At 61.4% G+C, this 15,051-nt stretch carries 1 protein-coding gene; it reads right to left on the bottom strand.

From position 1 onward, the window contains the following. Positions 1-335: 335 nt before the first annotated feature. Entirely contained in the window at positions 336-14,894 is a 14,559-nt protein-coding gene (locus ABC395_RS10930) for an Ig-like domain-containing protein (protein WP_413002953.1), read from the bottom strand. Positions 14,895-15,051 lie beyond the last annotated feature (157 nt).

Here is a 15,051-nt window from a genome sequence, read left to right as displayed (position 1 = left end):
GGATTAATAAATTGTCCGCACCAAGAGAAGCTCCCGCCTGGCGGTGCCCGGCGTCACATGACGGTGGCCAACCACCTGCGCCGAATCGTTTTTTTGAAAAACAAGAAAGAACAGTTCCGCCCGCGTTCCGGTATCATTTCCCAGTCTCGTATCACAGACGAATCCTGCAAAATCACGGATAAAGCGGGTAGAATCCTTCACAGCGAAAACCGGAAGTTCTTTTCACAGCATAAACCAATTGACCGCTTCCCGTCCATTCACCCCTCCGTGCAAAAAAAGAGGACGATTATTTCGTCCCCTTCAGTGTTCTCCCTGTACGCGTACCGCCTGCTTCCCTATTCCTCGACCTGAGGTTCCACAATAACCGTAAAAACGGCTTCGGTACGGTCGTCGCGGCTGTTTGCGATCTCGATAATGAAAACATCTATGCCCGTAAAATTCCGACCGGGATTGTACGTCCAGATCCCGTCTGCGCTAACCGTGGAATTTCCGTGTTTGGCCGGATTTTTTAAGAAATACGTCAACGGCAGTCCCAGCCTGCTCAAGGCTCGGACCCTGCCCTGAACTGGCGTATTCATCGAAGTCGTCCGGGTTTCGCCGCGCGCCGTCAGCGTATCGGGCACGGGCTCGCCGTTTCCGCCCTCGTCATCCTTCCTTTCGACCGTAATCGTAACCAGTGCGACGGAAACGCCTCCTCTGCCGTCACGGATAAGGACCGTAAACCGGTCGCTCCCCGTAAAGCCCGGGTCCGGCAGGTAAATAAACCTGCCTCCGGTCCCGACGCTGACTTTTCCCGATTCCGGCGGCAGCAGAAGCTCGAACCGCAGCGGATCGTTATCGGGATCGACCGCCTGCAGCTGCCCGTCGAGCGGAGTGTCCGCAAAGGTGGCGAAATACTGATCCGATACCGCGGGAGCGCGGTTGGACGGAAGAGTTCCCGCGGGGTTAACGGTAATCCGCACGGCCGCGAGTGTTTTTTCACCGGTGCGCAGGCTTGTGACGACTACTGTAAACACATCCGTTCCCGTGAAGCCCTCAAACGGCGTATACGTAAACGTTCCGTCCGGACGGATCACAACCGTCCCGTTGGAAGGAGCCCCCAGCAGTTCAAAGAGGAGTTGACCGCCTTCCGGATCGGCGGCTGGAATCCGTCCGGTTACCGGCTCCCCTTCACGGGTACCGAGTTCAATATTTCCGGCTACCGGCTGTTCGTTGACGGGCAGCACCGTTACCGACACTTCCAGAACGGTAAACGCCCCGTAAGTATCCGTAACCTCCACTTCAAAACCATCATTCCCCGCGAATCCCGAATAGGGTGTATAGCGGAAGCCTCCGTCCAAATCAAGCTCCACCGTCCCGTGCGCGGGCGGCTTTGCGACCCTAAAGCCGATGGAGTCCGCATCCGGATCGGCGGCGGTCAGCTTTCCGTAAACCGTCGTATCCTCCGGTGTCGAATAGGAAGCATCTTCGGCAACCGGCGGTAAATTCGCGAATGCGGTAGTTACGATGACCGACGCGATGCTGACGGCTCCATCCGCATCCGTTACACGGACCGTGAAAGAATCGGTTCCGACGAAGTTCCGGTTAGGCGTATACGTGTACGTGCCGTCCGCACCGATCGATGCCGTCCCGTTCACCGGCAGGGAATTCAGGTCGTAAAAGAGTGCCCGCCCTTCCGGATCGGCCGCCGCTACCATCCCGGATACCGGCGTATTCCTTGTCGTGGAGCTTTGAGCATCCTGGACCACCGGAGCCTGATTTGCAGGCAGGACGACGACACGGACTAAAACCGTCTGCAGGGTGCCCGATTCCGTAAGGACGAACGAATCGCTGCCCGTGAACCCCGGGTTCGGCACATACGTGAAGCTTCCGCCGGGATTTACCGATACCGTACCGTTCGGCGGGGGCGTGCTCACCTGATAGACCGCCGAAACTTCCGGGACGAGCGGGACCGTGCCGGTAACCGGCGTATTTTGCAGCGTCGTTAGAGTCGTTTCGCTCGCGGAGCCCACAAAAACCGGCGACACCTCGACGGTAATCGTCGCTGTCCCAGAAGCGCCCGACTCGTCTGTGACTCTTACACGGAAAAAATCAGTTCCGATAAAATTCGGATTCGGCGTATACGTGTACGTGTTTCCGGGACCTACAGCCGCCGTACCGCTGACGGGCGGTGTGTCCAGCGCGTAAGTGAGAACATCGCTGTCGATGTCGGCCGCATCGATTGTTCCGCTGACAGACCGGTTTATAAACGTGGATTCCGACACGTCGATCACCTGCGGCGGATCGTTGACGGGCAGCACTGTCACCGTGACGTCCGAAACGAACCCGGCTCCATGATTATCGCTCACGAGGACGGTAAAACCGTCGGTCCCGTTAAAATCCGGATCGGGGGTATAGATGAAGCTTCCGTCCGCGTTCAAAATCACCTTACCGTTCCCTGGCGCCGTATTGACGGTGTATACAAGCGGATCGCCTTCCGGATCATACGCCGGAATCGTGCCGGATACGGGCGTATCCTCTTGGGTAGCAAGGGCCAGCGGAGCCGCGAAAGGAGGATCGTTAACGGGCGTCACCGTGACGTTTACGATTGCCGATGTGATTCCCCCCTGACCGTCCGAAGCCGTCACTACAAAAAAGTCCGTGCCGTTAAAATTAAGATTCGGCGTATACGTGTACGATCCGTCGGCATTTACCACTGCTGTTCCGTTGGCAGCCTGTGCTGCAAGAGCATATACGACGGGATCGCCATCCGGATCGGCTGCCGTAATCTGGCCGTTCAGAACGGTATCTTCCGCGGTCGCCTCACTAAGCGTACCGAGAATGGGCGCATCGTTGACCGGAACGACCGTTACGGTTACGACCGCGCTGTCCGTTCCTCCGGCGCCGTCACTTACGGTTACGGTAAAACTGTCGATCCCGTTGAAGTTCGGATTCGGCGTGTAGCTGAATGCGCCGGCCGCCGTCACCGAAGCGATTCCGTTGGAAGCTTGCTGCGCCAGCGCAAACGACAGCGTGTCGCCGTCGGCATCCGATGCGGCTACGGTGCCGTTAAGCGGCGTATCTTCGAATGTGGCCGTATAAAGATCTTCCGCGACGGGCGGATCGTTTTGCGGAGTAACGACAATTAGTACCTGCACTTCGGCCGTGCCGCCCTGACCGTCGGCGATAACGGCCGTAAAACTGTCCGTCCCATGGTAATCGGGATTGGGCGTATAGATGTAAGATCCGTCCGCATCGAGCAACACCGATCCGTTCACCGGAGGCGTGCCCAGTGTGAAAGTCAGCGTGTCGCCGTCGGCGTCAAAGGCCGCAATCTGCCCCGATACCGGCGTATCTTCCGCCGTGTAATCCGTCTGCCCGGGCGCAGCGGGCGCGTCGTTGACCGGAGTCACCGTTATCGTAACGTTGGAAATCGCCGAGCCTCCCCGTCCGTCGTCCACTACGACCGTAAAAGAATCAGTCCCGTTGAAATCCGTCCCCGGCGTATACACAAAACTTCCGTCCGCCGAGACCGCCGCCGTTCCCCGGCTCGGAAATGTGCCGAGCAGGAACGTCAGCTCATCCCCGTCCGCATCCGTGGCCGTTACCGCGCCGGCAAGCGGTGTATCCTCGGGCGTACTCAGCGCCAGATCCGCCGTCACCGGCGCGTCGTTCACCGGCGTGACCGTCACCGTTACGGCTGCCGTTGCCGTGCCGCCATTTCCGTCGCTCACCGTCACCGTAAAGCTGTCGGTGCCGTTAAAGTCCGGATTCGGCGTGTACGTATACGTCCCGCCTGCCGTCACCACCGCCGTGCCGTTTACCGGCTGCGTTCCCAGCGCGTACGTCAGCGCGTCGCCGTCCGCGTCCGCGGCCGTGATCTGCCCCGTCACCGGCGTGTCTTCCGGCGTCACGTCGCTTACATCTGCGGCTACCGGCGTATCGTTAACCGGCGTCACCGTCACCGTCACGTGCGACACCGCCGTCCCGCCGCTGCCGTCGCTCACCGTCACGCTGAAGCTGTCCGTGCCGTTGAAATCGGCCGCCGGCGTGTACGTGAACGTCCCGTCCGCGTTCAGCAGCACGCTGCCGTGTCCGGGCCCTGCCGCCAGCACGTACGTCAGTGCGTCCCCGTCCGCGTCCGTGGCCGTCACCTGCCCCGCCGCCGGCGTATCCTCTGCCGTCGTCAGCGCCACGTCGGCCGTTACCGGCGGATCGTTCACCGGCGCCACGTTGACCGTGACCGCCGCGGTCGCAGTCCCGCCGCTGCCGTCACTCACTGTCACGGTAAAGCCGTCCGTGCCGTTGAAGTCCGGGTTCGGCGTGTACGTGTACGTGCCGTCCGCCGCCACCACGGCCGTTCCGTTTGCCGGAGGCGTTCCCAGCGCAAACGTCAGCGCGTCGCCGTCCACGTCCGCGGCCGTGACCTGCCCCGTCACCGGCGTATCCTCCGCCGTGTAATCGGTCTGCCCGGCCGCCACCGGCGGATCGTTCACCGGCGTCACCGTCACGGTGACGTGCGAGATGGCGAACCCTCCGGCCCCGTCGTTCACGACGACCGTGAAGCTGTCGAGCCCGTTAAAGTCCGGCGCCGGCGTATAGGTGAAGATGCCGTCGGCCGCCACCGCCGCCGTTCCGTGGGACGGCGGCGTGCCGAGCACGTACGTCATCGCGTCGCCGTCCGCATCCGTGGCGGTTACCGCGCCGGCAAGCGGCGTATCCTCCGGCGTACTCAGCGCCAGATCCGCCGTCACCGGCGCGTCGTTGACCGGCGTCACTGTGATCGTGACGGTTGCCGTGTCCGTGCCGCCGCTGCCGTCGCTCACCGTCACGGTGAAGCTGTCGGTGCCGTTAAAGTCGGGGTTCGGCGTGTATGTGTACGCGCCGGCCGCGGTCACGACCGCCGTGCCGTTTACCGGCGGCGTTCCCAGCGCGAACGTCAGCGCGTCGCCATCTACATCCGCCGCCTGCACCTGGCCGCTTACGGGCGTGTCTTCCGGCGTCACGTCACTAACATCGGCCGCCACCGGCGGATCGTTTACCGGCGTGACCGTCACCGTTACGTTCGCCACCGCCGTGCCGCCGTTGCCGTCGTCAACCCCAACCGTAAACGAATCCGTTCCGTTGAAATCCGGAATCGGCGTATACGTAAACGTGCCGTCCGCGTTCAGAACAACACTGCCGTTCGTCGGCTGTGTCCGGAGTGTAAACGTCAACGCGTCTCCATCCGCATCCGCAGCCGTAATCTGACCGGCCGCAGCCGTATCCTCGGGCGTTGTCAGCGCCAAATCGGACGTTACCGGCACATCGTTCACCGGCGCCACGTTCACTGTGACCGTCGCCGTTGCCGTTCCGCCGCTGCCGTCACTCACCGTCACGGTGAACGTGTCGATTCCGTTAAAGTCGGGATCCGGCGTATACGTGTAGGTGCCGTCCGCCGTCACGACTGCCGTACCGTTCACCGGAAGCGTGCCCAGCGCATAGCTCAGCGCATCGCCGTCCACATCCGAAGCTATGAGCTGGCATGTTACGGGTGTATCCTCCGTCGTGAAGCATTGCTCGTCGCCGACGACCGGCGGATCGTTAACCGGCGTGACGACGACCGTCACATTTGAAATGGCGAAACCGCCGTTTCCGTCGCTGACAACAATCGTGAAGCTGTCCGTACCGTTAAAATCCCGCGCGGGTACGTACGTAAACGTCCCGTCAGGCGCAACTGCCGCAGCCCCTCTTCCCGGACCCGTGCCGAGCACGAACGTCAGCGCATCCCCGTCCGCATCCGTGGCCGTCACCGCGCCGGCAAGCGGTGTATCCTCGGGCGTCGTCAGCGCCAGATCCGCCGTCACCGGCGCGTCGTTCACCGGCGTGACCGTCACCGTTACGGCTGCCGTCGCCGTGCCGCCGTTTCCGTCGCTTACCGTCACCGTAAAGTTGTCGGTGCCGTTAAAGTCCGGATTCGGCGTGTACGTATACGTCCCGCCTGCCGTCACCACGGCCGTTCCGTTCACCGGCGGAGTCCCCAGCGCGTACGTCAGCGCGTCGCCGTCCGCGTCCGCGGCCGTGATCTGCCCCGTCACCGGCGTGTCTTCCGGCGTTACGTCGCTTGCATCGGCGACCACCGGCGCGTCGTTAACCGGCGTCACCGTTACCGTCACGTGCGACACCGCCGTCCCGCCGCTGCCGTCGCTCACCGTCACGCTGAAGCTGTCCGTGCCGTTGAAATCGGCCGCCGGCGTGTACGTGAACGTCCCGTCCGCGTTCAGCAGCACGCTGCCGTGTCCGGGCCCCGCCGCCAGCACGTACGTCAGCGCGTCGCCGTCCGCGTCCGTGGCCGTCACCTGCCCCGCCGCCGGCGTATCCTCCGCCGTCGTCAGCGCCACGTCGGCCGTTACCGGCGGATCGTTCACCGGCGCCACGTTGACCGTGACCGCCGCGGTCGCGGTCCCGCCGCTGCCGTCGCTCACCGTCACGGTAAAGCCGTCCGTGCCGTTGAAGTCCGGGTTCGGCGTGTACGTGTACGTGCCGTCCGCCGCCACCACGGCCGTTCCGTTTGCCGGAGGCGTTCCCAGCGCAAACGTCAGCGCGTCGCCGTCCACGTCCGCGGCCGTGACCTGCCCCGTCACCGGCGTATCCTCCGCCGTGTAATCGGTCTGCCCGGCCGCCACCGGCGGATCGTTCACCGGCGTCACCGTGACGGTGACGTGCGAGATGGCGAACCCTCCGGCCCCGTCGTTCACGACGACCGTGAAGCTGTCGAGCCCGTTAAAGTCCGGCGCCGGCGTATAGGTGAAGATGCCGTCGGCCGCCACCGCCGCCGTTCCGTGGGACGGCGGCGTGCCGAGCACGTACGTCAGCGCGTCGCCGTCCGCATCCGCGGCGGTTACCGCACCGGCAAGCGGCGTATCCTCCGGCGTACTCAGCGCCAGATCCGCCGTCACCGGCGCGTCGTTGACCGGCGTCACTGTGATCGTGACGGTTGCCGTGTCCGTGCCGCCGCTGCCGTCGCTCACCGTCACGGTGAAGCTGTCGGTGCCGTTAAAGTCGGGGTTCGGCGTGTATGTGTACGCGCCGGCCGCGGTCACGACCGCCGTGCCGTTTACCGGCGGCGTTCCCAGCGCGAACGTCAGTGCGTCGCCGTCCACATCCGCCGCCTGCACCTGGCCGCTTACGGGCGTGTCTTCCGGCGTCACGTCACTAACATCGGCCGCCACCGGGGGATCGTTTACCGGCGTTACCGTCACCGTTACGTTAGCCACCGCCGTGCCGCCGTTGCCGTCGTCAACCCCAACCGTAAACGAATCCGTTCCGTTGAAATCCGGAATCGGCGTATACGTAAAGGCCCCGTCTGCTGCAACCACTGCGGTACCGTACACGGGAGCCGTAAGCAGTGTAAACGTCAGGGCATCATTGTCTCCGTCGACCGCTGTCAAGGTACCTGTAACGGCTGTATCCTCCGGAACGGTGACGGAGGCGTTGGACAGAACCGGCGCATCGTTCACCGGCAGGACCGTCACGGTTACCACAGACGTATCCGTTCCACCGTTGCCGTCATCGACGAGGATCGCAAAACTGTCAGTGCCGTTGAAATCGGCGTTCGGCGTATACGTGAAGGTGCCGTCGTCCCCCACAGCCGCCGTCCCGTTCAAAGGAGCTGTACTTAACGAATAGGCCAGCGTGTCGCCGTCCGCGTCCCGAGCGGTTATTTTCCCGCTGTACGCAATGTCTTCGGGGGTCGCCACCTGCAAATCAGCAGCCTCGGGAGCGTCATTGACAGGCGTCACCGTCACGGTGACAAGTGAATAATCGATCTGCCCGCCCGGACTCGAAGTTACCCGGACCGTAAACGAATCTGTTCCGTTAAAATCGGGATTCAGCGTATAGGTGAACGCTCCGTCAGGACTTACTGAAGCACTGCCATTGCCGGGAACTCCCTCCAGGCTGAAAACCAGTGTGTTACCCGGAGGCGGATTTCCCGTGACCGCTCCGCTGAAAGTCGTATCCTCGGGCGTCGTAACGGAGGCATCATTGCCTAATTCGGGATTGAGCGTAGGGATAACCGTTACCGCAACCCGGGCCGTATCCGTGCCGCCGTTTCCGTCGCTCACTTGGACGACGAAGGTGTCCGCTCCGCTGAATCCGGGGTTCGGCGTGTAGGTGAAGGAACCGCCCGCTCCGATGACGACCGAACCGTTCGCCGGTGGAGTTGACGTGATGTAGGAGAGCGTATCTCCATCCACATCAGTCGCCACGATCCGGCCGGTCACGGAAGAATCCTGCGGTACCGAAACGGACGTATTTTCCGCAGCAGGCGGGTCGTTGACAGGCAAAACCGTCAGGTTGAGGACAGAAATCCCCGAACCTCCGTTGCCGTCGTCGATCCGTACGGCCACCGTATCCGTGCCGTTGAAATTCAAACCGGGCGTATAAGAGAACGTACCATCCGGATTGACCGTAAAAACGCCGTTTTCCGGCGAAACGATTACCGTATACGTAAGCGGGTCGCCGTCCGGGTCAACCGCCCCGATAAGTCCGAAGAGTACCGTGTCTTCAGGTGTGGTCAAATTTTGCGGCGGAGCAAAAGGCGGATCGTTCACCGGTGTGACCTCTACCGTCACTACAGCGGTGTCCGTTCCTCCGCCGCCGTCGCTGACGAGGACCGTAAAGCTGTCGGTGCCGTTGAAATCGGGTGCGGGCGTATACGTGTAGGAACCGTCCGTTCCCACGACTGCCGTTCCGTTCGCCGGAGGGGTCGCAAGGCTGTATGTCAACGGGTCTCCGTCCGGATCGGCGGCGGTAATTTGACCGTTGGTCGGCGTGTCCTCCGCCGTGCGGTCCGACACATCGTTCGCGACGGGCGGATCGTTCACCGGCGTCACCGTAACGGTCACATTGGAGATCGCCGACCCGCCGCTTCCGTCGTTGACCACAACCGTGAAACTGTCCAAACCGTTAAAATCGGGTGCCGGTGTATACGTAAACGTTCCGTCCTGCAGAACGGCGGCGGTTCCGTTCGTCGGAACGGTTCCGAGCAGAAAGGTAAGGGAATCTCCGTCCGCATCCGTTGCGGTTACCGTTCCGGCAAGCGGCGTATCTTCCGATGTCGTCAAAGCCAGATCCGCCGTGACGGGTGCATCGTTGACGGGTGTCACCGTGACGGTAACGGCCGCTTCCGCCATTCCCCCGTTGCCGTCGCTGACAATGACTGTAAACGTGTCCGTACCGTTATAATCCGCTGCGGGCGTGTACGTAAAGGCACCCGCCGGCGTAACCGCCGCCGTTCCGTTAGCGGGCTGCGTGCCCAGCGTGAACGTTAGAGAGTCTCCGTCCGCATCCGTGGCCGTCACCTGACCGCTCACCGGAGTGTCTTCCGGCGTAACCAGCGCGATTTCCTCCGCTGCGGGCGGATCGTTCACCGGGGTGACCGTGACTGTGACGCCGGAGATGGCGGTTCCTCCGTTGCCGTCGCTTACCTGCACGGCGAACGTATCGGTTCCGTTAAAATCGGGAAACGGCGTATACACAAACGTTCCGTCCGCATTCACAACCGCGGTTCCGTTAGAAGGAGGAGCCGCCAGCGCGAAGGTTAACGCATCTCCGTCCACGTCCGTTGCCGTAACAGTTCCGCTTGCAGGGGTATCTTCCGGTGTCGTCAGAGCCACGTCCGTCGTAACGGGCGCGTCGTTCACCGGAGCCACTTGAACCGTAACCTGCGCTTCGGCGGTTCCACCGCTTCCGTCGCTGACCAGTACCGTAAAGCTGTCCGTCCCGTTAAAATTAAGCGCCGGCGTATAGGTATAGACGCCGTCCGCCCCCACAGACGCCGTCCCGTTCAGGGGGGGTGCCCCCAAAGCGAACGTCAGCGTATCCCCGTCCGCATCAGTCGCTCCGACCCGTCCTTGGACAGGGGTGTCCTCCAGGGTGAAAACAGCTTCATTAAGCGCAACCGGAGGATCGTTTACGGGCGTGACCGTAACCGTCACGTTCGAAATGGCCGAGCCGCCGTTCCCGTCGTTGACGACAACGGTGAAGCTGTCCGTCCCGTTAAAATCCGGGGCGGGAATATAGGTGAACGTTCCGTCGGCCGCAACCGTTACGCTGCCGTTTACCGGACCCGTGCCCAGTATAAATTGGAGTGCGTCTCCATCCGCATCCGCAGCCGATACCGCTCCCGCAAGCGGGGTATCTTCGGCAGTGGTCAGATTCAGATCCGCCGTCACGGGCGCATCGTTCACCGGCGTGACGGTAATCGTAACGACAGCGGTGTCCGTTCCGCCGTTTCCGTCGCTGACGGTCACGGTAAAGCTGTCGGTTCCGTTAAAATCCGGATTCGGCGTATACGTAAACGTTCCGGCTGCGGTGATGACCGCCGTTCCGTTAGCCGGCTGGGTCCCGATGGCAAACGTAAGCGGATCGCCATCCGCATCCACAGCCGTAACCTGGCCCGTTACAGGTATATCTTCGGGAGTGACATCCGCAAAATCATCCGCAACGGGAGGATCGTTCACGGGCGTAACCGTCACCGTCACGCTTGACAATGCCCTCCCGCCGTTTCCGTCGCTGACGCCGACTACAAAAGAATCGGTCCCGTTAAAGTCCGGTCCGGGAGCGTAAACGAACGTTCCATCCATATTGAGCGTAACTGTTCCATGCCCTGGAGAAGCCTCTACGGTGAAGGCGAGTACATCCCCGTCCGCATCCGCCGCGACGACCGCCCCGCTGACCGGGGTATCTTCCGGCGTCGTCAGCGTCACATCGGAGGTGACAGGCGGATCGTTGACCGGTTCCACCACGACCGTAACCGTCGCCGTCGCCGTACCGCCGCTGCCGTCACTCACGGTCACCGTGAAGCTGTCCGTGCCGTTAAAATCCGGGGCCGGCGTATAGGTGTAAGTGCCGTCGGCCGATATTACGGCGGTTCCGTTAGCCGGAGGCGTACCCAGCGCATACGTCAGCGCGTCTCCGTCCACATCCGCCGCAGTCACTTGACCGCTGACAGGCGTGTCTTCCAGGGTGACATCCGACCTGTCCGAGGCGGCAGGCGGATCGTTCACGGGTGTGACCGTCACGGTCACGTTGGAAATCGCCGATCCTCCCCTCCCGTCGCTGACGACGACCGTGAAGCTGTCCGTGCCGCTAAAATCGGGGTCCGGCGTGTACGTGTAGGTCCCGTCGGGGAGAAGCGATACCGTTCCGTGAGTGGGCAGCGTTCCGAGCACATAGCTCAGGGCGTCGCCGTCCGCATCCGCTGCGGTTACGGCACCGCTCAGGGGAGTGTCCTCCGGTGTGGTCACCGCCGCATCCGCCGTTACCGGGGAATCGTTGACCGGTGACACAATAATGGTGACGACAGCTTCCGCGGTCCCTCCGCTCCCGTCGCTTACAACCACCGTAAAACTGTCCGTTCCGTTAAAATTTAACGCAGGCGTGTAGGTGTAAGACCCGTCCGCCGCCACGGTTGCCGTCCCGTTGACGGGACCCGTTCCCAAAGCGAAAGTCAAGGGATCTCCATCCGCATCCTCAGCCGTGACCTGACCGCTTACCGCCGTATCCTCGGGCGTTGTCAGCGTCAGCGATTCGGGTACGGGAGGATCGTTGACCGGCGTCACCGCAACGGTCACCTTGGACACGGCCGAACCGCCGGCGCTGTCGCTTACTTCAACGACAAACGAATCGCTGCCGTTGAAATCCGGTGCCGGAACATAAGTGAATGTTCCGTCGGAATTTAAAGTGACGGCTCCGTTAGAGGCGGGTGCTTTTAACGTATAGGTTAACGTATCACCGTCGGCATCCGCAGCCGTAACGGCACCGCTTACCGGTGTATCTTCCGCAGTGGTCAGCGCGGAATCCGAGGCGGCGGGAGGGTCGTTGACCGGCGTCACCGTAACCGTTACCGCAGCCGAGTCGGTTCCTCCGCTGCCGTCGCTGACGGTAACGGTGAACGAATCCGGCCCGTTATAATCGGGCGCAGGGGTGTACGTATAGCTCCCGTCGGGACTTACGACAGCCGTGCCGTTAACGGGCGGAGTGCCGAGAGCGAAGGTCAGCGCGTCTCCGTCCGCATCCGATGCGAGGACCCGGCCCGATACGGGCGTATCCTCCGGCGTAACGACGCTCACGTCCTGCGCCGCAGGCGGGTCGTTGACCGGCGTTACCGTGACGACGATATGAGAAATCGCCGAACCGCCTTTGCCGTCGCTAACGACCACATTGAAGCTGTCCGTTCCGTTGAAATCAGGAGTCGGCGTATAGGTCACAATCCCGCCGTTCCCCAGTACTGCCGTACCGTGGGTCGGCAGTGTCCCGAGCACATAGGTCAGCGCATCTCCGTCGGCATCCGATGCGGTTACAGTGCCCGTTACCGGTGTATCCTCCGCCGTCACCAAAACGAGATCGGACGTGACGGGAGCGTCGTTGACGGGCGTGACGGTGACCTGCACAGAAGCAGCCGCCGTGCCTCCGCTGCCGTCAGTGACGACAACCGTGAAGCTGTCCGTGCCGTTGAAGTTCGCAAGAGGCGTATACGTATAGCTTCCGTCCGCCGCCAGTACAACCGTGCCGTGAAGCGGCGCGATGCCGAGCGTGTAAGTCAGCGCGTCTCCGTCCACATCGCTTGCGGTTATTTTGCCGCTCACCGGAGTATCTTCCGGCGTGACGACACTTCCTCCGGCGGCGACAGGCCGGTCGTTAACGGGCGTCACGACAATCGTGACGTTGGCGACGGCCGTGCCGCCTTTCCCGTCGCTTACCCGGACGGCAAAAGAGTCCGTGCCGTTAAAGTTAAGGCCCGGCGTATAAACGAACGTCCCGTTTGCGTTAAGCGTGACGCTTCCGTGCGTAACGGGAGCGGCCAGCGTATACGTCAGGCTGTCCCCGTCCACATCCGTCGCGGGTACGGCTCCGCTGACAGGCGTGTCTTCTGCCGTCGTCAAATTCACATTGGCGGCGACGGGAGCGTCATTTACCGGCGTAACCGTAATGGTTACGGAACCCGCAGCGGTTCCTCCATTCCCGTCGCTGACCGAATAAACGAAACTATCCTGTCCGTTGTAGTTAAGGTTGGGCGTATACGTGAACACCCCTGTCGGGCCGAATACAATCGTCCCGTTAGCGGGAGGAGCGGCCAGACTGAAGGTCAGCGTATCGCCGTCCGCATCGGCTGCCGTCACTTTTCCGCTCAGAGACGTGTCTTCCAGCGTAACAAGCGACAGATTCTGGGCGACCGGCGGATCGTTCACCGGCGTGACCCGGATAGTGACGAGCGAGTTTGCCGTCCCTCCGCTGCCGTCGCTGACGGTGACGGAGAAAGAGTCCGTGCCGTTGAAATTCGGATTCGGCACGTAAGTAAAAGTCCCGTTCGCGTTAAGCGTAACGGTTCCGTGTGCGGGCGGACTCCCGACCGTATAAGCCAAAGCGGCGGATTCGGGGTCCGCTGCCGGAATTTGCCCCGTAAACGATGTATCCTCGGGAATTGTTCCCGATACATCCGAAGCGGTCGGCGGGTAATTCCCGGCGGCTACAGTCACGACTGATGAAGCCGCCGTGCCATTGAAAACCGTTCCCCCGCTTACGCTCTGGAACTGGTACGTGACTGTCGCCTGATCGGCGAACTGCGGCGGATCGGTAGGCCGCGTTATGACCCGGCTTTGAAATTGGACCACGATCGTCTGGCTGTTCGCCAAGTTTCCGAGGGAGATGCCCGTGTAAGGATTCGCCGCGACTTGAGCCGTTCCGTTAACGGTCACGCTGCCCGTTACGAATGTGGTACCCGCAGGCTGCAGGTCTTTGAGCGTAAGCGTGTTGGCCGTAGCATTGCCGGAGTTCGTTATCGTAATTTTGTATGTGATTACTTCATTAATGTAAGCGGTCGTTTTACTTGCTTCCTTCGTTACGCTGATGACCGGCGCGTTGATGTTCACCTGAAGAGCCAGCGCATTGATCAGATAGACGTCGCCTGAAGTCGTTCCACGGATATTGGCGGACGTCTGGGAATTGACGAGTTTGGACGATACATCCACATTCGTGATGTCCCACCCCTGGCGGCCTCCGGATATGACGGAACCGGTAGGATGATTACGGTCTCCGAACGTTCCTGTCGTATCGAGCAGGCCGCCGTCGTTGTTAATCTGCGAGCAAAAAAAGTTGCTTACGGGATTGTTCGGCCCATAAATCGGCGTAAGATCGGCGGCTGTCGGCCCGAACTGCATCTGATCGCCCGTAAGCGGAGAATCCCCTTCCTGGGCGCTGACGAGAAGCCTCCCGCTGAGCGGGCCGCTCGTCGGGGTCGAAAAGCCGCTTACGACAGCCGAGGTCGTGCTTGAAGGTGTGTCCACCATCTCATTGCCTACGAAAACGGTCATGTTGCGCGAAGGCAGCGTCGCATTCTGATAAATGACGGCCAGCGTCCAGCCCGCATGATTGGTGCTGTTCTCGCTGTCACCCTGCGTACCCGGAACCCTGCCAACCGTATAGGTACCGCCTCCGCCGGACTGGACAAGACTCGTCACATTGGCCGACCTGACATAAAAATACCTCGTCGTATTCACGCTGGCCGTAGCCGTATCCGGCGTAACCGTAAAAACGCCGGCGTTGTTCGTGAGCGACACCGTATTGTTCAAGACGCCGGTAACATTTTCCCCGCCCAGGTTATAGCTCCCTCCCCAGATCAGTTCTGCATACAAGACGGTGCTCTGGGCGGGCAGGACGAGAATGGCCGAAGAAGAATTCAGCCGGTAATCGGACGTCGTTCCGAGCGGGTAAGTTCCGTCCCGCAAACTCGTGTTGACTGTCGTGAACGTTCCGATGGAGTGAGCCGTTCCCGGCGCGTTGGTATTGTTCGCTTTGCTGAGGCCGAGCGTATTGCCCGTAAACGTGATGGCCCCGTTGGTCGTCACCGAGTATCTGTTTATAAAAGGCAACCCGTATCCCTCCTTTCCGCTATAGATAGCTTATGCTGCGCCGGGCGGCGATTTGCTTCGACAAAGCTCGACCACTGGAAAAAAATAAAAAAAACGCCGAGCGGAACCATCCGCAAGACGCTTTTTTACAGCTCTATTCAGTGCTTGTAGGGCATGC

It is taken from the genome of Paenibacillus canaveralius (genome assembly GCF_047238265.1).
Lineage (GTDB): Bacteria > Bacillota > Bacilli > Paenibacillales > NBRC-103111 > Paenibacillus_F.
This window is presented reverse-complemented; position numbering and strand designations above follow the sequence as displayed.